This is a genomic window from Pseudomonas nitroreducens NBRC 12694, from assembly GCF_002091755.1.
GTDB lineage: Bacteria > Pseudomonadota > Gammaproteobacteria > Pseudomonadales > Pseudomonadaceae > Pseudomonas > Pseudomonas nitroreducens.
Map to the genome: position 1 here is coordinate 370,678 of NZ_BDAI01000004.1, position 19,661 is coordinate 390,338.

18 protein-coding genes are annotated in these 19,661 nt (G+C 62.3%); 14 read left to right on the plus strand and 4 right to left on the minus strand.

The features are described from left to right. Window positions 1-8: 8 nt before the first annotated feature. From ctaD to PNI01S_RS14035, 3 genes are all read left to right on the plus strand, one after another. Window positions 9-1,604 (plus strand): cytochrome c oxidase subunit I, encoded by a 1,596-nt coding sequence (gene ctaD / locus PNI01S_RS14025; RefSeq protein ID WP_024763722.1) that lies wholly within the window; start codon window positions 9-11, stop codon window positions 1,602-1,604. Window positions 1,605-1,704: 100 nt separating this feature from the next. Next, window positions 1,705-2,262, plus strand: coding sequence for a cytochrome c oxidase assembly protein (locus PNI01S_RS14030; protein ID WP_024763721.1), 558 nt, complete (start codon window positions 1,705-1,707; stop codon window positions 2,260-2,262). A 163-nt stretch (window positions 2,263-2,425) separates the two neighbouring features. Next, window positions 2,426-3,313 (plus strand): cytochrome c oxidase subunit 3, encoded by an 888-nt coding sequence (locus PNI01S_RS14035; RefSeq protein ID WP_038803465.1) that lies wholly within the window; start codon window positions 2,426-2,428, stop codon window positions 3,311-3,313. Between the two features lie 203 nt (window positions 3,314-3,516). Here PNI01S_RS14035 and PNI01S_RS14040 read toward each other — a convergent pair whose 3' ends face one another. Further along, window positions 3,517-3,726, minus strand: coding sequence for a twin transmembrane helix small protein (locus PNI01S_RS14040; RefSeq protein ID WP_038803464.1), 210 nt, complete (start codon window positions 3,724-3,726; stop codon window positions 3,517-3,519). A 44-nt stretch (window positions 3,727-3,770) separates the two neighbouring features. Between PNI01S_RS14040 and PNI01S_RS14045 the strand changes: the two genes are divergently transcribed. The 10 genes from PNI01S_RS14045 (at window position 3,771) to PNI01S_RS14090 (ending at window position 13,692) form a co-directional block, all read left to right on the plus strand. Continuing rightward, window positions 3,771-4,535, plus strand: a complete 765-nt coding sequence (locus PNI01S_RS14045) for an SURF1 family protein (protein ID WP_024763719.1) — start codon at window positions 3,771-3,773, stop codon at window positions 4,533-4,535. After that, window positions 4,513-5,076 (plus strand): PA_0111/PP_0108 family redox-active disulfide protein, encoded by a 564-nt coding sequence (locus tag PNI01S_RS14050; RefSeq protein WP_024763718.1) that lies wholly within the window; start codon window positions 4,513-4,515, stop codon window positions 5,074-5,076. The genes PNI01S_RS14045 and PNI01S_RS14050 overlap by 23 nt, the downstream gene beginning before the upstream one ends. Before the next feature lie 43 nt (window positions 5,077-5,119). Continuing rightward, complete coding sequence (locus tag PNI01S_RS14055; RefSeq protein WP_024763717.1) at window positions 5,120-6,193, plus strand: COX15/CtaA family protein; 1,074 nt, start codon at window positions 5,120-5,122, stop codon at window positions 6,191-6,193. 79 nt (window positions 6,194-6,272) lie between these two features. Continuing rightward, on the plus strand, window positions 6,273-7,175 hold the full coding sequence (cyoE, locus tag PNI01S_RS14060) for a heme o synthase (protein ID WP_024763716.1): 903 nt from the start codon (window positions 6,273-6,275) through the stop codon (window positions 7,173-7,175). 80 nt (window positions 7,176-7,255) lie between these two features. Continuing rightward, window positions 7,256-7,891 carry an SCO family protein gene (locus PNI01S_RS14065; RefSeq protein WP_037011712.1) on the plus strand — a complete coding sequence of 212 codons (636 nt, stop codon included), beginning with the start codon at window positions 7,256-7,258 and terminating at the stop codon, window positions 7,889-7,891. A gap of 616 nt (window positions 7,892-8,507) precedes the next feature. Beyond that, window positions 8,508-9,626 (plus strand): Re/Si-specific NAD(P)(+) transhydrogenase subunit alpha, encoded by a 1,119-nt coding sequence (locus PNI01S_RS14070; protein ID WP_024763715.1) that lies wholly within the window; start codon window positions 8,508-8,510, stop codon window positions 9,624-9,626. Between the two features lie 65 nt (window positions 9,627-9,691). Then, on the plus strand, window positions 9,692-10,006 hold the full coding sequence (locus PNI01S_RS14075; protein ID WP_015474896.1) for an NAD(P) transhydrogenase subunit alpha part 2: 315 nt from the start codon (window positions 9,692-9,694) through the stop codon (window positions 10,004-10,006). Between the two features lies 1 nt (window position 10,007). After that, a complete protein-coding gene (locus PNI01S_RS14080; protein WP_024763714.1) occupies window positions 10,008-11,444 on the plus strand; it encodes an NAD(P)(+) transhydrogenase (Re/Si-specific) subunit beta in 1,437 nt (478 codons plus the stop codon). A gap of 187 nt (window positions 11,445-11,631) precedes the next feature. After that, the gene (gene scpC, locus PNI01S_RS14085) at window positions 11,632-13,128 is read left to right on the plus strand and encodes a succinyl-CoA:acetate CoA-transferase ScpC (protein ID WP_024763713.1); all 1,497 of its coding nucleotides are present in this window, start codon (window positions 11,632-11,634) and stop codon (window positions 13,126-13,128) included. A gap of 357 nt (window positions 13,129-13,485) precedes the next feature. Beyond that, window positions 13,486-13,692 (plus strand): DUF1127 domain-containing protein, encoded by a 207-nt coding sequence (locus tag PNI01S_RS14090; RefSeq protein WP_024763712.1) that lies wholly within the window; start codon window positions 13,486-13,488, stop codon window positions 13,690-13,692. Window positions 13,693-13,802: 110 nt separating this feature from the next. Here PNI01S_RS14090 and PNI01S_RS14095 read toward each other — a convergent pair whose 3' ends face one another. The 3 genes from PNI01S_RS14095 to PNI01S_RS28340 all read right to left on the minus strand — a co-directional run bounded on the left by PNI01S_RS14095 (window position 13,803) and on the right by PNI01S_RS28340 (window position 17,134). Next, a complete protein-coding gene (locus PNI01S_RS14095; protein WP_024763711.1) occupies window positions 13,803-15,239 on the minus strand; it encodes a mannose-1-phosphate guanylyltransferase/mannose-6-phosphate isomerase in 1,437 nt (478 codons plus the stop codon). A 175-nt stretch (window positions 15,240-15,414) separates the two neighbouring features. Next, on the minus strand, window positions 15,415-16,587 hold the full coding sequence (locus tag PNI01S_RS14100; RefSeq protein WP_024763710.1) for a glycosyltransferase family 4 protein: 1,173 nt from the start codon (window positions 16,585-16,587) through the stop codon (window positions 15,415-15,417). Between the two features lie 217 nt (window positions 16,588-16,804). Next, window positions 16,805-17,134, minus strand: coding sequence for a hypothetical protein (locus tag PNI01S_RS28340; RefSeq protein ID WP_141678451.1), 330 nt, complete (start codon window positions 17,132-17,134; stop codon window positions 16,805-16,807). 239 nt (window positions 17,135-17,373) lie between these two features. Between PNI01S_RS28340 and PNI01S_RS28560 the strand changes: the two genes are divergently transcribed. Next, window positions 17,374-19,632 carry a methyltransferase domain-containing protein gene (locus tag PNI01S_RS28560; protein ID WP_052239098.1) on the plus strand — a complete coding sequence of 753 codons (2,259 nt, stop codon included), beginning with the start codon at window positions 17,374-17,376 and terminating at the stop codon, window positions 19,630-19,632. Window positions 19,633-19,661: the final 29 nt, after the last annotated feature.

A 19,661-nucleotide genomic window follows, 5' to 3' on the forward strand; every position in this document is an offset into this window, starting at 1 on the left:
AGGCCGCGATGAGTACAGTGATCGATCACCCCGACCATTCTCACGCCGGCGACCACCACCACGGCCCCGCCAAGGGCCTGATGCGCTGGGTTCTGACCACCAACCACAAGGACATCGGCACGCTGTACCTGTGGTTCAGCTTCTGCGCCTTCCTGCTCGGCGGCTCCTTCGCCATGGTGATCCGTGCCGAGCTGTTCCAGCCGGGCCTGCAGATCGTCGAGCCGGCGTTCTTCAACCAGATGACCACCATGCACGGCCTGGTGATGGTCTTCGGCGCGGTGATGCCGGCCTTCGTCGGCCTGGCCAACTGGATGGTGCCGCTGATGATCGGCGCGCCGGACATGGCGCTGCCACGGATGAACAACTTCAGCTTCTGGCTGCTGCCGGCGGCCTTCGGCCTGCTGGTGAGCACCCTGTTCATGCCCGGCGGCGGCCCGAACTTCGGCTGGACCTTCTACGCGCCGCTGTCGACGACCTTCGCGCCGCACAGCGTGACCTTCTTCATCTTCGCCATCCACCTGATGGGCATGAGTTCGATCATGGGCGCGATCAACGTGATCGCCACCATCCTCAACCTGCGCGCACCGGGCATGACGCTGATGAAGATGCCGCTGTTCGTCTGGACCTGGCTGATCACCGCCTTCCTGCTGATCGCGGTGATGCCGGTGCTGGCGGGTTGCGTGACGATGATGCTGATGGACATCCACTTCGGCACCAGCTTCTTCAGCGCGGCCGGCGGCGGCGACCCGGTGCTGTTCCAGCACGTGTTCTGGTTCTTCGGCCATCCCGAGGTGTACATCATGATCCTGCCGGCGTTCGGCGCCGTCAGCTCGATCATCCCGGCCTTCAGCCGCAAGCCGCTGTTCGGCTACACCTCGATGGTCTACGCCACCGCCTCGATCGCCTTCCTGTCCTTCGTCGTCTGGGCGCACCACATGTTCGTGGTCGGCATTCCGCTGGTGGGCGAGCTGTTCTTCATGTACGCGACCATGCTGATCGCCGTGCCCACCGGGGTGAAGGTGTTCAACTGGGCGTCGACCATGTGGCAGGGCTCGCTGACCTTCGAGACGCCGATGCTGTTCGCCGTGGCCTTCGTCATCCTGTTCACCATCGGCGGCTTCTCCGGGCTGATGCTGGCCATCGCCCCGGCGGACTTCCAGTACCAGGACACCTACTTCGTGGTGGCGCACTTCCACTACGTGCTGGTGCCCGGCGCGATCTTCGGCATCTTCGCCTCGGCCTACTACTGGCTGCCGAAATGGACCGGCCACATGTACGACGAAACCCTGGGCAAGCTGCACTTCTGGATGAGCTTCATCGGCATGAACCTGGCGTTCTTCCCGATGCACTTCGTCGGCCTGGCCGGCATGCCGCGGCGGATTCCGGACTACAACCTGCAGTTCGCCGATTTCAACATGGTCTCGTCCATCGGCGCCTTCATGTTCGGTACCACGCAGTTGCTGTTCCTGTTCATCGTCATCAAGTGCATTCGTGGCGGCCCGGCAGCGCCGGCCAAACCCTGGGATGGCGCGGAAGGCCTGGAGTGGACGATTCCGTCGCCCGCGCCGTACCACACCTTCACCACGCCTCCGGAAGTGAAATAACGATGTTCCTGTAGGAGCGAGCTTGCTCGCGAACGCTTTCTCCCGGTTCGCGAGCAAGGGCTAGGCGCCCCCCACGCTCCTACAAGAGAGGAATCGACTCATGAGCGACGGCAACATCGAAACGCGCAAGCTGGTGACCCGGCTGGTCATTGCCGTGGTCGCCATGTTCGCCTTCGGCTTTGCCCTGGTGCCGCTGTACGACGTGATGTGCAAGGCGCTGGGCATCAACGGCAAGACCTCCGGCAGCGCCTACCAGGGCGATGGCCAGGTGGTCGATCAGTCGCGCGAGGTGAAGATCCAGTTCGTCGCCAACAACAACATCGACATGGTCTGGGAATTCCACCCCGAGTCGGAGCAACTGGTGGTGCACCCGGGTGCGGTGAACCAGATGCTGTTCGTGGCGCGCAACCCCACCGACAAGCCGATGACCGCCCAGGCGATCCCGAGCATCGCGCCATCGGTGGCGGCCACCTACTTCCACAAGACCGAATGCTTCTGCTTCACCCAGCAGGTCCTGCAGCCGGGCGAGCGCATCGAAATGCCGGTGCGTTTCATCGTCGACCGCGACCTGCCCAAGGATGTGCGTCACCTGACGCTTGCTTACACGCTGTTCGACATCACTGCCCGCAAGCCACCCGTGGCCAGTAACGAGCGCTGAGAAGTCGGTGGATGATCGTGCGAGCTAGAGTGAGGCAAGGCGGGACCGGCCGAGGAGCCGGAGTTTACGAGTTGTAAATGAGGACTCCGAGGCCGGCTCCAACGCAGCCTCACCGACGCGCAGTAGATCAGCAACCGACTTCTGGGCAAGGAGAACAAGAACAATGGCAACCCACGATCCCTATTACGTCCCCGCGCAGAGCAAGTGGCCGATCATCGCCACCATCGGCATGCTGGTGACGATGTTCGGCGTCGGCACCTGGATGAACGACATGAGCGCCGGCAAGGAGCACTCCCACGGCCCGTGGATCTTCTTCGCCGGCGGGCTGATCCTGGCGTACATGCTGTTCGGCTGGTTCGGCAACGTCATCAAGGAAAGCCGCGGCGGGCTCTACAGCCCGCAGATGGACCGCTCGTTCCGCTGGGGCATGAGCTGGTTCATCTTCTCGGAGGTGATGTTCTTCGCCGCCTTCTTCGGCGCACTGTTCTACGTGCGCCACTTCGTCAACCCGTGGCTGGGCGGCGAAGGTCACCACGGTATCTCGCACATGCTCTGGCCGCAGTTCGAAACCGGCTGGCCGCAGCTGAGCAACCCAGACAACAAGCTCTTCCCGCCGCCCAAGGAAGTGATCGATCCGTGGAAGCTGCCGCTGATCAACACCCTGCTGCTGGTCACTTCCAGCTTCACCGTGACCTTCGCCCACCACGCGCTGAAGAAGAACCATCGCGGCCCGCTGAAGATGTGGCTGGCGGCGACCGTGGCGCTGGGTGCGTGCTTCCTGGTACTGCAGGCTTACGAGTACCACGAGGCTTACAGCGAGCTGGGCCTGACCCTGGGTTCGGGCATCTACGGCGCGACCTTCTTCATGCTTACCGGCTTCCACGGCGCCCACGTGACCATCGGCGCGATCATGCTGAGCATCATGCTGATCCGCATCATCCGCGGGCACTTCGATGCCGACAAACACTTCGGCTTCGAGGCGGCCAGCTGGTACTGGCACTTCGTCGACGTGGTGTGGATCGGGCTGTTCATCTTCGTTTACGTGCTGTGAGGACGCTCCGCCCGCGACAAGCTCAAAAGCCCCTCACCCTAACCCTCTCCCTCAGGGAGAGGGGACCGTTCGGCGCAGGATGAAACCGTGGCGTCAGCCGGCACGGACAGCCCCCTCTCCCTGAGGGAGAGGGCTGGGGTGAGGGGAACGCAGGCACAAGGCTTCAGAGGAAGACAATTGCTCCAACCCAGAGCAAGACGGAACTAGAAATGCCAGGGCGCAGAGCTGCCGAGTTGGCCGCTGAAGAAGCCCCAGGCGATCAGAGCGAGAGTCAGGGCGGTGAGGGTGACACGCACAGTCAGCGCATTGACCACCCGCGAACCGCGGCCCTCGTCCTTGACCAGGAAGAACAGGCCACTGAACAGGCTGACGACGGTCGCCAGCAACAACAGAACGATCGCAGCTTTGAGCACTACCGGCCTCCTGTCCGCAGGGGACTGGGGTTGAGGGGGATGTCTTGCAGTATAGCCAGCACGCTACCGAGCACCGTCAGGGCCGTACCACGCGCGCCTTCCGGCCCGGCATCGCGCCGACCCTGGTGGTCCTCGCGCTGTTGCCGGTGCTGATCGGCCTGGGTTTCTGGCAACTCTCCCGCGCCGCCGAAAAACGCACCCTTCTCGCCGCTGCCGAGCTGCAACGCCAGCAGGACCCGATCAGCATCGCCGAGCTCGAACGCCAACCGCCGCGCAGCTATGTTCGCGTGCGCCTGCAGGGCCAGCTCGACGCCGAGCACACCGCCCTGCTCGACAACCGCACCCGCAACGGCCAGGCCGGCGTCGAGGTGCTGCAACCCTTCTTCGACCGTGTTGGCCACCAGTGGCTGCTGGTCAACCGCGGCTGGGTGCCGTGGCCCGATCGCCGCGTACCACCGAAGGTCGACACGCCCAATCATGAGCTGCTGCTGGATGCCTGGACCTACGTCCCGCCGCCCGCCGCGCCAACCGCTCCGGTCGCCGGTTGGCCGCGCCTGATCACCCAGGTCGACGCGCCCTTCCTCTGGGACCAGCTTGGCCGCGAGGGCCAAGCCATGGAAATTCGCCTGGAGCCGGGCGACGCCGCCTTCGACACCGACTGGCCGATCGTCGCCATGCCCCCGGAGCGCCACGTCGGCTACGCCGTGCAGTGGTTCGCCCTGGCCATCGCACTCTCCGCCCTTTACCTCTACCTCGGCATCCGTCGCGCACGGGAGACCTTCGACCATGACCGCCATGACTCTGCCTGACTCCTCCGCCCGCCGCCGCGGGCGCGTGCAACTGCTGCTGATCCTCGGCATGGTGCTGGGGCCGATGTTGCTCGCCACCGCCATGTACAAGCTGCAGTTCTGGGTGCCGGAAGGCCGCAGCTACCACGGCGACCTGATCGCCACCGGGCAGACTCCGGCCGATCTCGGCGTGCAGGACGACAAGGCCAGCGACCAGTGGCAACTGTTGGTCACCGCACCGGAAACCTGCGCCAGCGACTGCCAGCAACTGGTCTACCTGGCGCGCCAGATCAATATCGGCCTGGGCCGCGAAGCCAGCCGCGCCGAACACGCCCTGGCCTTCGCCAAACCGCTGCCGGCCGAGTTCATCGGCCTGCTCGACAAGGACTACCCGCGCCTGCAACGCCTGGGCCTGACGCCCAACCAGCACACCGGCACCCAGCCGCAGCTGTGGATCGTCGACCCCCACGGCAACCTGGTACTGCGCTACGACGCCAAGGCCAACGGCAAGTCGATCCTCAAGGACCTGCAGTTGCTGCTGAAGCTGTCCAACATCGGTTAAGAGCTCGCCAGCCCTACGACAACAACAAGATCGGGAGCGACGCATGATCCAGGCAAGACGCAAACCCGCCTTCTACCTCGCCGTGCTGGCCACCGCGCTGGCCTTCGTGGTCATCCTGCTGGGTGCCTATACGCGCCTGACCCACGCTGGTCTCGGCTGCCCGGACTGGCCCGGCTGCTACGGCTTCGTCCACGTGCCGCTGAACGATGCGCAATTGGCCCACGCCGAAATGCACTTCCCCGACTCACCGGTGGAGGCGCAGAAGGGCTGGAACGAGATGATCCACCGCTACTTCGCCGGTAGCCTTGGCCTACTGATCCTAGGGCTGGCGGTCCACGCACTGGTGCGTCGCGGCCGTGACGGCCAACCGATGCGCCTGCCGCTGATACTGCTCGCCGTGGTGATCGCCCAGGCCGCATTCGGCATGTGGACGGTCACCCTCAAACTCTGGCCGCAGGTGGTCACCGCGCATCTGCTCGGCGGCTTCACCACGCTGTCGCTGCTGTTCCTGCTCAGCCTCCGCCTGTCCGGCGCCTTCGCCCCGCTGCAACTGCCGTCGAAGTTGCGTGCACTGGCAGCCCTCGCCCTGCTGATGGTGATCGGGCAGATCGCCCTCGGTGGCTGGGTCAGCAGCAACTACGCCGCGGTGGCCTGCATCGACCTGCCGATGTGCCACGGCGAGTGGTGGCCGAACATGGACTTCGCCAACGGCTTCCACCTCACCCAGCACATCGGCCCGAACTACCTCGGCGGCCAGCTCGACAGCGATGCCCGCACGGCCATCCACATGACCCACCGCATGGGCGCGCTGGGCGTGACGGCGGTGATCCTGCTGCTGGCCTGGAATCTCCAGCGCCACGGCCTGATCGGCATTACCGCACTCATGCTGCTGGGGCTGTCGTTCCAGATCGGCCTGGGCATCAGCAACGTCCTGCTGCACCTGCCGCTGCCCGTCGCAGTGGCGCACAACGGCGGCGGCGCCTTCCTGCTACTGATGCTGGTGCTGGTGAACTACCGGGTGCGCGCGCCCGCAACGAAACGCGTCGAGCTGCCCGCCGGCGGCCCGATCGCCCTGGACGCCCTGGAGCGCCCGGTGGCCTATCCCTCGCAAGGATGAAACAAGCTTGAGCACGACGGCCGGCCGGCGCCGAGGCGCGTCAGCCCCATTCCAGAAGTCAGAAGACGGAGAAATGCCCATGGCCAGCGTCATCAGCACTTCCAGCCAAGCCAGCTGGCGCGACCTGCTCGAACTGACCAAACCCAAGGTGGTCCTGCTCATGCTGATCACCTCGCTGATCGGCATGCTGCTCGCCACCAAGGCCGGCGTGCCCTGGCAGGTACTGCTATTCGGCAACCTCGGCATCGGCCTCTGCGCCGGCGGCGCGGCGGCGGTGAACCACGTGGTGGACAGGCGCATCGACTCGATCATGGCGCGTACCCACAAGCGCCCGCTGGCCGAAGGACGCGTCTCGCCACCCATCGCGCTGGGCTTCGCCATGCTGCTGTCGATCGCCGGGATGGCAGTCCTGCTGGTGTTCACCAACCAGCTGACGGCCTGGCTGACGCTGGCTTCGCTGCTGGGCTACGCGGCGCTTTACACCGGCTTCCTCAAGCGCGCCACGCCGCAGAACATCGTCATCGGCGGCCTCGCCGGCGCCGCCCCGCCGCTGCTGGGCTGGGTCGCGGTGACCGGGCAGGTCTCCGCCGAACCGCTGCTGCTGGTGCTGATCATCTTCGCCTGGACACCGCCGCACTTCTGGGCCCTGTGCCTGCACCGCAAGGACGAATACGCCAAGGCCGACATTCCGATGCTGCCGGTGACCCACGGCGAGCACTACACCAAACTGCACATCCTGCTCTACACCCTGGTGCTGTTCGCCGTGACACTGATGCCCTTCGCTATCCACATGGCCGGCCTGGTCTACCTGCTCGCCGCGCTGGCCCTGGGCGCACGCTTCCTCGACTGGGCCTGGGCGCTCTACTGCGGCAGCCGACCCCATGCGGCGATCAAGACCTTCAAGTACTCTATCGCCTACCTGTTCCTGCTGTTCATCGCGCTGCTGGTGGACCACTACCTGCCGCTGCACCTGAACTACTGAGGCCGGTTCGCGGGTTCGCTCCGAAGGGGCGGGCCCGCAAGTCCAGCGCTCGCCCAGACGTCCCGACCCACGAGTACCCCATGACCCGAGTCAACAAGACCGTCTTCATCCTCGTCGCCATCGTCGCCGTAATCCTCGGCCTCACTGTCCAGAAGGTGCTCAACCAGCGCCACCAGCTCGACCCGACCGTGCTGCTCGACGCCGGCATCGTGATCCTGCCGCAGACCCGCAGCGTCCCCGACCTGACCTTCACCGACCAGGACAGCCAGCCGTTCCAGACCGCCAGCCTGAAGGACAAGTGGTCCCTGCTGTTCTTCGGCTACACCTTCTGCCCGGACGTCTGCCCGACTACCCTGGCGCAACTGCGCGAGCTGCAGACCAAGCTGCCGCCGGAAGTGGCGAAGAACCTGCAGGTGGTGTTCGTCAGCGTAGACCCGCACCGCGATACCGCGCCGCGCATCAAGGAATACCTCGGCTTCTTCAATGCCGGCTTCAAGGGCATCACCGGCTCGGAAGAGAATGTGCAGAAACTGGCGAATGCCATGAGCATTCCCTACATCCCGGCCGACACCAGCAAGCCCAACTACACCGTCGACCACAGCGGCAACCTGGTGCTGATCGGCCCGGACGGCACTCAACACGGCTTCATCCGCGCCCCGCTGCACAACGACAAGCTGGTCGCCCAGCTCCCCAGCGTGATCAGCCCCGCCAACTGAGTCCCGCGACACCGTGTCTCACCCCCAACGGCCACCCGATACAGGTGGCCGTTGTTTTTTCTGCGTCATTCGTCTCGATACCAGGCAAACGCGAACTTTCTGCTAAACCTCATCTCATGGCTCTGGCGCGGTGTAATACGCGGTCTTGATGCTTTCGGGTGATTTTCCTGACCTCGTAGTCAATGTAAAAAATCTGCTACACAAAGTCAGGCATCAGGAATGACTCATACTCCATATTAGAAACATTAATTAACACCTATGCCTGAGCCTGTTGCAGGATTACCGGGCCTTTCGGTGGGCATGGGGAGTCTCTGATGGGTGGTCATTCACGGCGAGGATGACATTTCCGTCCGGTCACAATAGGCAATTAGGCTAAACACCAGGGTCCACGCGGCCTCGGTGGCGACCGGAAAACCACGGGTCCAAACGTGACTTGTAGTTATCGCTTCGTACCGCTCCAGAACTTATTGATGCCCTCCAGGTTAGATTGCACAATGCCGCGGCCACCGGGTCACAGCCCGGTCCCACAATAAGAACTAGACCGTTGCCAGTTCGATAACCCGGGTCGCCAACGTAGTAGCCCGGACAATCCCAGGATCACGCAGGAGATTTGCGAGTGCAGATCGGTGTACCCCTCGAGACCCAAGCCGGTGAGACGCGGGTCGCAGCAACGCCGGAGACGGTCAAGAAACTGATCGGGCAAGGCCATCAGGTGGTCATCCAGAGCGGTGCGGGCGTCAGCGCCAGCCAGCCGGATGCCGCCTACGAAGCTGTCGGCGCGAAGATCGGCACTGCCGCCGATGCGCTCGGCGCGGAACTGGTGCTGAAGGTTGTCGCGCCCAGCGAAAGCGAGCTGGCGCAGATGAAATCCGGCGCCGTGCTGCTCGGCATGCTCAATCCGTTCAACAACGAGAACATCGCCCGCATGGCCGAGCGCGGTATCACCGCCTTCGCCCTGGAAGCCGCGCCGCGTACTTCCCGCGCGCAGAGCCTGGACGTGCTCTCCTCCCAGGCCAACATCGCCGGCTACAAGGCCGTGTTGCTCGCCGCCCACCACTATCCGCGCTTCATGCCCATGCTGATGACCGCCGCCGGCACCGTTAAGGCTGCCCGCGTGCTGATCCTCGGCGCCGGTGTCGCCGGCCTGCAGGCCATCGCCACGGCCAAGCGCCTGGGCGCGGTGATCGAGGCGTCGGACGTTCGTCCGGCGGTGAAGGAGCAGATCGAGTCCCTGGGTGCCAAGTTCGTCGACGTCCCCTACGAGACCGATGAAGAGCGCGAGTGCGCCGAAGGCGTCGGCGGTTACGCCCGCCCGATGCCCGCCTCGTGGATGGAACGCCAGGCCAAGGCCGTGCACGAACGCGCCAAGCAGTCGGACATCGTCATCACCACCGCACTGATTCCGGGCCGCAAGGCACCGACCCTGCTGCACGAAGCGACCGTCGCGGAAATGAAGCCAGGCTCGGTAGTCATCGACCTCGCGGCCTCGCAAGGCGGCAACTGCCCGCTGACCGAAGCCGACCAGGTGGTGGTCAAGAACGGCGTGACCATCGTTGGCCTGAGCAACCTGGCCGCGCTGGTACCGGCGGATGCCTCCGCACTCTACGCACGCAACCTGCTCGACTTCCTCAAGCTCACCCTGACCGCCGAAGGCTTCACGGTGAACCTGGAAGACGACATCGTCGCCGCCTGCCTGATGTGCCGCGACGGCCAGATCGTGCGCAAGAACGGCTGACGCACAACGCCCTTCTTATATATGAACGCCGGGCGCGAGCCCGGCCTCAAGACCGGTGAGAAACTATGGAAGACATGCTGATCTCCCACGGCATCTACAACCTGATCATCTTCGTGCTGGCGATCTACGTCGGCTACCACGTGGTCTGGAACGTCACCCCCGCGCTGCACACCCCGCTGATGGCAGTGACCAACGCCATTTCCGCAATCGTGATCGTCGGCGCCATGCTGGCCGCCGCCCTGACCGTCACCCCGCTGGGCAAGGCCATGGGCACCCTGGCCGTGGCCCTGGCTGCCGTGAATGTGTTCGGTGGCTTCCTGGTCACCCGCCGCATGCTGGAAATGTTCAAGAAGAAAGCGCCGAAGGCGGAGAAGCACTGACATGAGCATGAACCTCGTCACCCTCCTCTACCTCATCGCCTCGGTCTGCTTCATCCAGGCCCTCAAAGGCCTGTCGCACCCGACCACCTCGCGCCGCGGCAACCTGTTCGGCATGATCGGCATGGCCATCGCCGCGCTGACCACCGTCGCCCTGGTGTTCAAGATCAGCAGCGAAATCGCCACCACCGGCATCGTCTACGTGATCGTCGGCCTGCTGGTCGGCGGCACCGCCGGTTCGATCATGGCCAAGCGCGTTGAAATGACCAAGATGCCGGAACTGGTCGCCTTCATGCACAGCATGATCGGCCTGGCCGCCGTGTTCATCGCCATCGCCGCCGTGGTTGAGCCGCAGTCGCTGGGCATCGTGCAGAACCTGGGCGATACCATCCCCACCGGTAACCGCCTGGAGCTGTTCCTTGGCGCGGCCATCGGCGCCATCACTTTTTCCGGATCGGTGATCGCCTTCGGCAAGCTGTCGGGCAAGTACAAGTTCCGCCTGTTCCAGGGCGCCCCGGTACAGTTCAGCGGCCAACACCTACTCAACCTGGTGCTGGGCCTGACCACTCTGGGCCTGGGCCTGCTGTTCATGTTCACCGGTAACCTGACCGCCTTCGTGGTGATGCTGGCCCTGGCCTTCGTCCTCGGCGTGCTGATCATCATCCCGATCGGCGGCGCGGACATGCCGGTCGTGGTGTCGATGCTGAACTCCTACTCCGGCTGGGCCGCGGCAGGTATCGGCTTCTCGCTGAACAACTCGATGCTGATCATCGCCGGCTCCCTGGTGGGCTCCTCGGGCGCGATCCTCTCCTACATCATGTGCAAGGCGATGAACCGCTCGTTCTTCAACGTCATCCTCGGCGGCTTTGGCGCCGAAGCGGACGCTGGCGGCCCGGCCGGTGCGAAAGAAGCCCGCCCGGTGAAGTCCGGTTCGGCCGACGACGCCTCGTTCCTGCTGACCAACGCCGACAGCGTGATCATCGTTCCCGGCTACGGCCTGGCAGTGGCCCGCGCCCAGCATGCACTGATGGAACTGGCCGAGAAGCTGACCCACCGCGGCGTCAACGTGAAGTTCGCCATCCACCCGGTTGCTGGCCGTATGCCGGGGCACATGAACGTCCTGCTGGCCGAGGCCGAAGTGCCTTACGAGCAAGTGTTCGAGATGGAAGACATCAACTCCGAGTTCGGCCAGACCGACGTGGTGCTGGTCCTGGGCGCCAACGACGTGGTGAACCCGGCGGCGAAGAACGATCCGAAGTCGCCGATCGCCGGCATGCCGATCCTCGAGGCCTACAAAGCCAAGACCGTGATCGTCAACAAGCGCTCGATGGCCAGCGGCTACGCCGGCCTGGACAACGAACTGTTCTACCTGGACAAGACCATGATGGTCTTCGGCGACGCCAAGAAAGTCATCGAAGACATGGTCAAGGCCGTCGAATAAGACGACCGCTGATCCACAAGACACCGGCCTCGCGCCGGTGTCTTGCTTTCCGGCAAAGGGAAAACTCCTGAACTTTGGTAGTAAGAAGGCAACCGGCCGGGCGATTTTTCGACCTTGGTATAAGAGCCAAAAATCGCCGAGTCCCTAGACTGGCGGCCTCGCACTTCCTACTGCCCGAGGTTTTCCCATGTTCCGTGATCGCGTGCGTATGTCCTCCCTGTTGGACAAGGTGATGACTGCCGACCAGGCCGCGGCCCTTATCAAGGACGGCATGACCGTCGGCATGAGCGGTTTCACCCGCGCCGGCGAAGCCAAAGCCGTACCCAAGGCCCTCGCCGAGCGCGCCAAGCAGGAGCCGCTGCGCATCAGCCTGATGACCGGCGCCAGCCTGGGCAACGACCTCGACAAGCAGCTCACCGAGGCCGGTGTACTGGCCCGCCGCATGCCCTTCCAGGTCGACAGCACCCTGCGCAAGGCAATCAACGCCGGCGAGGTGATGTTCATCGACCAGCACCTGTCGGAAACTGTCGAGCAACTGCGCAATCACCAGCTCAAGCTGCCGGACATCGCCGTCATCGAAGCCGTCGCCATCACCGAGGAAGGCCACATCGTGCCGACCACCTCGGTGGGCAACTCGGCCAGCTTCGCGATCTTCGCCAAGCAGGTGATCGTCGAGATCAACGTCGCGCACAACACCAACCTGGAAGGCCTGCATGACATCTACATTCCAACCTACCGCCCAACCCGTACGCCGATCCCACTGACCAAGGTCGACGACCGCATTGGCAGCACCGCCATCCCGATCCCGGCGGAGAAGATCGTCGCCATCGTCGTCAACGACCAGCCGGACTCGCCGTCCACCGTGCTGCCGCCGGACGACGAGACCCAGGGCATCGCCAACCACCTGATCGACTTCTTCAAGCGTGAAGTGGACGCCGGACGCATGAGCAACAGCCTCGGCCCGCTGCAGGCCGGCATCGGCAGTATCGCCAACGCGGTGATGTGCGGGCTGATCGAGTCGCCCTTCGAGAACCTGACCATGTACTCCGAAGTGCTGCAGGACTCGACCTTCGACCTGATCGACGCTGGCAAGCTGCGCTTCGCCTCGGGCAGCTCCATCACCCTGTCGAGCCGCCGCAACGCCGACGTGTTCGGCAACCTGGAGCGCTACAAGGACAAGCTGGTGCTGCGCCCGCAGGAAATCTCCAACCACCCCGAAGTGGTGCGTCGCCTCGGCATCATCGGCATCAACACCGCGCTGGAGTTCGACATCTACGGCAACGTCAACTCCACCCACGTGGGCGGCACCAAAATGATGAACGGCATCGGCGGCTCGGGCGACTTCGCCCGCAACGCGCACCTGGCCATCTTCGTCACCAAGTCCATCGCCAAGGGCGGCAACATCTCCAGCGTGGTGCCGATGGTCAGCCACGTCGACCACACCGAGCACGATGTGGACATCCTGGTCACCGAAGTGGGTCTCGCCGACCTGCGCGGCCTGGCGCCGCGCGAGCGCGCCCGGGTGATCATCGACAACTGCGTGCACCCGTCCTACCGCGACGCCCTCAACAGTTACTTCGATGCCGCCTGCGAGCGCGGCGGGCATACCCCGCACATCCTGCGCGAGGCCCTGGAGTGGCATATCAATCTGGAAGAACGCGGTCACATGCTGGCGGCGAGCTGATCCGGAGCCTTCCGCGGGTCATTCAGCAATGAATGGCCCGCCAGGGTTTACAGCCGGAAAAAAACCACGTAAAAACACTACTGAACAGATTTTTATCCCGCTCCAACTGTTCAGTTTCCCCCGCCGCCAACCTGGCCGGCATACGCAAAAAGCCACAGACGCCCACCGATTGCGCACCAGAATGGAGCGCAACGGTACAGTTCGCCCCGAAAAAGACCATTACAGTTCAAAATTACAATCGGCTGACCAACCGCAATACAGCACAACTGTACCTGTCATCTCTGACTGAAAAGTCAGATCATATGCTCAATCCATTCAGCAACTGACTACTCGCCACAAGCGAGAAGGATGACCACCATGGAACGTACCCTCGGTTCCGCAGCTCTGAGCACCCCCCGTAGCACCTCCAGCGCCCACCGTGGCCTCGTCGGCACTGTTCGCCTGTGGCAACGCCGCATGGAAAGCCGCCGTCAGCTGGCCCGCCTGGACTCCCGCCTGCTGGCCGACGCCGGCATCAGCGAAGCCCAGCGTTACGCCGAACTGAACAAGCCGTTCTGGCGCTAAGCAGTCCTCTCGACATAACAGTCGAAGGCAGTTTCCAGCACAGAAAAACTGTACCGGAAAGAAAGCAAAAAGGCCGCTCTTAGCGGCCTTTTGCTTTTGTGGGAGAAAACTTACTGGGTACGCCCGTAGATATCCTCGAAACGCACGATATCGTCCTCCCCCAGGTACTCGCCGCTTTGTACCTCGATCATCACCAGATCGATCACCCCCGGATTCTCCAGACGGTGCCGATGGCCAGCGGGGATGTAGGTCGACTCGTTACTGTTCACCAGACGCACTGACTCGCCATTGGTGACCTTGGCCATCCCGCATACCACTACCCAGTGTTCACTGCGATGGTGGTGCATCTGCAGTGACAGCGACGCTCCCGGCTTGACCACGATCCGCTTGATTTTGAAGCGTGCACCTTCTTCCAGGACCGTATAGGTACCCCATGGCCGGGCGACGGTGCGGTGCAATCTGTACGCCTCGTGCTCGCTGTCCTTCAATTGCTTCACCACTTTGCGCACGTCCTGCGCGCGGTCGGCGTGAGCAACCAGGATGGCATCGGCGGTATCGATGACTATCAGGTCGGAGACACCGACAGTCGCTACCAGGCGCCCCTCGCTCTGTACGTAGGTCCCCTGGGTGTCGACGAAAATGGCGTGGCCCGCTGCCCGGTTATTCTGACTGTCCGGCGCAACCAGTGAACTCAGCGCGCTCCAGGAGCCTATATCGCTCCAGTCGAAGTGTGCCGGGATGACAGCAACCCGCTTGGAGTGCTCCATCAGGGCATAGTCGAGGGAAATGTCAGGCAACCCACCGAAGTACTCGCCGTTCAGTTCCTGCTGGAGCATGGCACCAGCTTCGCTGACCGGACTCGCCTCGAAACAGGCAATCGCCCCCGCCAGAAGCTCCGGAGCGTGCTGCTCCAGTTCGCCGAGCAGCGTTCCCACCGAGAAACAGAACATGCCGGAATTCCACAGGAAGTTCCCGCTCTGCAGGAAGTGCGTAGCGGTATCCAGGTCGGGTTTCTCCACGAACCGCCGGACCAGCGCGCCACCACGGTCATCCAGTTCGTCGCCGACCTCGATGTAGCCAAACCCGGTTTCGGGCGTCGTGGGGACTACACCGAAAGTCACCAGGTGACCCGTTTCCGCCAGGGATGCCGCGTGCCCGACTGCTCGTTCGAAAGCTTCCAGGTCACGGATCAGATGGTCTGCCGGCATCACCACCATCACCGCCTCATCGCCGTGGCGGGCACGCAGGGCAAGTGCCGCCAGGGCGATTGCCGGCGCCGTATTGCGACCGGAAGGTTCCAGGATGAAATGCCCGCGCTGCACCAATCGCGCGGCCTGGTAATGGTCCTTGCTCTGGAAGTAGTAGTCGCGGTTGGTGACCGTGACAATCTCTCCACCATTGCCCAGCAGGCTGGCCGCCCGGCTGTAGGTCTTGTGCAGCAGAGACTGTCCATCGGGAAGGGTCATGAAGGGCTTGGGTTGCCCTTCACGGGAGACCGGCCAGAGACGGGTTCCGGCTCCGCCCGAAAGAATGACGGGAATCAGCATGTTCAACTCCTTGCCGGCCCCTGGGGCCGTCATTTCTGCACCCCTGTGGGGCACGGGGCACGACGCCCGCCCGGATCAGGATGCGCTACTGAACGATGTTCTTGGATGGACCACTACTGAAGATCGGGGATCAGGCCCCTCGAATGGGAGGAGAATGGCAGCTCCGGCCGCCGCCCTAGATGAGGCGCTCCGCATTCTCGACGGCAAGTTGGCTGTTCTCCCCCCACAGGTGCTCCGCCAGGACTTCCCGGTACAGTTCGGAATGGCGGCGGGCCATGCTTTCGGCGGTGAACAGTTGCTGGAAACGCTCGACAGCCATCGAGCCCATTTGCGCTGCGAGCGCCGGATCATCCCAGAGTCGCTGCATAGCGGAACGAAAGGCCTCGGGATCGTTGGGGGGAACGACCAGACCGGTTTCGCCATGGATATTGATGTAGCTGGTGCCGGTGCCAATTTCGCTAGAGATCAGCGGCTTGCCGAACATGGCGCCCTCGAGCAGGGAAATGCCGAAGGCTTCGGAGCGAAGATGGGAGGGAAAAACGACGCCGTAGCAGAGTTCGAGCAGCGCGATCTTGTCGTCTTCTTCCACGCGGCCGAGGAACACAAGGTTCTGATCGACACACAAGGCTTCCGCCTGTCGGCGCAACTCCCGCTCCAACGGTCCGGCACCAACGATCACGACTTTCAGCGATGTCCCCTGCAATGCTTTCAGAAGAATATGCAGACCTTTGTAATACCGCATAACCCCTATGAAGAGGAAGAAGCGTTCGTCGCCCAGTCGTTCGGTCCAGCGGCTCAACGTTTCCTTGTTTGCACCCGGATACGAAGCCCGGTCCAGCCCGATCGGGATCACCGAAACCTTATCCTTGAAATCGCCAAGTATCGAGCTTGTAGCGAAGTAATTCGGCGAGGTGACAATTATCCGATTCGTCTGCCCCAGGAATCGGCGCATGAGCGGACGATATACGCGCAACAGGTGCTTTTGCCGAATGATATCCGAATGGTAGGTAACGACATTCGGCTTGCGAATACCTGCCAGATAATGCGCCACATCCATGAACGGCCAAGGAAAGTGATAGTGGATCACATCGGCCTGCTCAGCGAGCTCGCGCAGCTTGCCGATGGCCTGCCAGGACACTCCCGTGGAGGCGAGACTGAAATTGCGACGCACCTGGTGTACAAGGTGCCCACCCACGCGCTGCGGCTGCTCGACGGTACTTGAGGACAAGGCCAGCACCTCGCCCTCGACACCAAACCGCCCGCTACTTTCGCACAGCTGATAGATGACCTGCTCCACACCGCCGACCGACTCAGGCAGATATACCTTGAAGAAGTGCAGAACCTTCAGTCTGGCAGGCATGATTTCCATGGCAGTGATAGTTTCAGAAGTTGGCCTTTTCCCTGGAGCCGGCAACTTCCTTACAGCAATTTCATCCGCATCCTGAGCACTCATATTATTATAAGCCCTACATGCTGCTTGGCCGTCGCCCCTATATTACGAGACGCACCGGAATATATACGACAAGGACAACATCCATTTTCAACAGCGTAATCCCCGACCTATCCTATTCCAGATACCCAGGCAAACTTCCTGACAATAAAACTTGCACCGCGAAGCGAACTCCAGCGGGACGCTCCAGCGCCACCGAGGCAACTGTCGACTGGAACGACATCGCGGCATGTTCATCGGAGGCAGGCCACAGCAACGCCACCACTTCGCCACCACCCACCGTCAAATCGGGTTTCTCAGACGCCTGGCGCGACCAGGCCACCACAGGCGGATTGCGAAGATGGGCAGCGTGAGCAGCGGTAACCTCAAGGCGACGACTGTTCCCCGAAACACGAAAGGAACAAGGTGATTGGCATGCACAAGGCATGGCGGCATGCGCCGTCATGACTACCTCCTGAGCTCGCAGATCCGTGTCCACGAATATTGTTATGTGCCGTCCTCTGCAAATTTTCTTTGCGGCGGTGCGTTTGGATCAGGTAAAAACTATCTCAGAAAAAAGCTATTTTCTAGCGGAAGATGGAGAAATAGCTCGGGCCGGCACAGTGACCGACCAGTCATTCAGATGGAATACCGAATACCCTTCGGTAAGTGCCTAATAACAAATAATAAGCAGGACCGTCTTAGATGCTTTTCCTGATCTACTCTGCGACCGACTCCAGCAGTATCGAGAGCAGCCTTGGCCTTCCCGAATACAGCTACTATTTCGTCCTGAAGGAATTCCGCCCGATGCTCGAGAAGCTCGGCCGGGTGCAGGTCGTCAAATCGCCGGAGACAGAGGTCGACGCGATCTACGACAGCTGCCTCGCCAGCGGCGAGGATTGCGTCTTTCTCTCCTTCTCTCCCCCCAACAAGACTCTGACCACCCTGCGCTGCCCCACCATTCCGGTGTTCGCCTGGGAGTTCGACACGCTGCCGGACGAGGCTTGGGATAACGATCCCAACAACGATTGGACCCATGTACTAGCTCGCTTGGGTAAGGCGATCACCCACTCGGAGCACACCGTCGCGACCATTCGCAAGGCAATGGGTGACGACTTCCCGGTCATTTCGCTTCCATCCCCACTCTGGGATCGCTTTGAAAAGCTGCGAGTAAAGTACCCACCGACCGCCATCCGCAATCCGGTGACCCTGAGCGTGCGGGGGAGCATTCTCGATAGCGCCCAACTGTCCCTGGCTGCGCCAGCCAGCCCGGATACAGAGCTACCAGTTTTTCGAAAGTCCATGCGCTATCGCCTCGGGGCAACCAAGCGCCATGCCATCGAATGGTATCGCGATGCTGTTCGCGATCTGCTTCCTGGGCGCGTGGCCAATCTGCTCTCGCAGTTTCTGCGTCAGGCCAACTGGCGCCGCCAGCAACGGGCCCAGGCCCGTTTAGACGCCCAGGCGCCGCAAGTGCAATCGATCACACTGGATGGCGTCATTTACACCACAGTGCTGAACCCCTGCGATGGCCGCAAGAACTGGGGTGACATGGTGACAGCCTTCTGTGAGGCATTTGCCGAGGTGCCCGAGGCAACCCTGGTTTTCAAATTCACCTACCTGAACAGCGATTGGGCCTTCTCGATGCTCAGCGATGCCTTGCGTCGCGTCCCTTCGTTCAAATGTCGAGTCGTAGGCATCCATGGCTACCTCGAGGACGACTCCTACGAGCAGTTGATCGCCACTTCGACCTACACCGTAAACAGCTCGGTAGGCGAAGGGCAATGCCTGCCTCTGATGGAATTCATGTCCTGCGGAAAACCCGCTATTGCTCCGCGGCACACTGCGATGATTGATTACATCGACGAACAGGTTGCCTTCCTGGTCAACTCCAGCGAAGAGCCGTCCTGTTGGCCACATGACCCGCGCATCATCTTCCGCGCCCATAAGCATCGAGTCGACTGGGCCTCGCTGCGCGATGCATTCCTGTCCAGCTACAAGGTCGCGACGGAGCAACCGCAGCGCTATATAGAAATGGCGAACAATTCGATCGCCCGCCTGTTCCTGCATGCATCCCATGCCAGCGCAACGCAGAACCTCGGTGAGTTCCTCGGACTCCGCCAAAGCATGGTCCCCGCCGCTCCCCGCCAGGAAATGGTCGAGCTTCCTGACCTTTCTCGCCTGACCGGCCTCCACGATGCAAACCTAAGCGGCTGGTTCAATTCGGAGACGGGGGAACTGGTCCCCGGATTCGCCATCGCCCCTGATGATGTAGTGATTGATGTCGGTTGCGGGACGGGCGGTGCCAGCCTGTTCTGCGCACGGCAGGGCGCAACCGTGCACTTCCTAGATCTCGATGCGGAAAAGGTCGCTGAAGCCGAGGAGCGGCTATCGCAGGTCGGCAGCGGCAGTTGCATCGGCATAGTCAGCGACTGCGCACCGCTGCCGCTCGAGGATGGCTTGGCCAGCAAGGTTATCGCCATGGAGATGCTCGAACACGTACAAGATCCCGCTGGCGTGATGAAAGAACTAGTTCGGGTGGGGCGACCAGGCGCCCTCTACCTCATCAGTGTGCCGGATGCGAAAGGAGAACTGCTGCAGAAGAAATTCGCCGATCCTGCGCACTTCGAAGAGCCGAACCATGTCCGAATCTTCACCAGTTCCGAATTGGAACAATTAGTTGTGGAGGCAGGCCTGGTCGTCGAGGGCCGGCAGACGACTGGCTTCTACTGGGTCATCTGGATGTGCTTCTTCTGGGTTTGCCAAAAGGCAAGCGGGGAACCTTACGACGGTGCAACGCTCGACAAGATCACGCCGCCCTATCCGCCGGTATTGAATAGTTGGGCCGATACCTGGCTGAAGTTCCTGCAGCTGCCGGATGCAGTCCCCATCAAGCAAGAGCTTGATAGCTTCCTACCGAAATCCCGCATCATCGTGGCGCGCAAACCGACAGAGCAGGCGTAGCCCCTTCTTTCTATGTGAACAAGCGATCG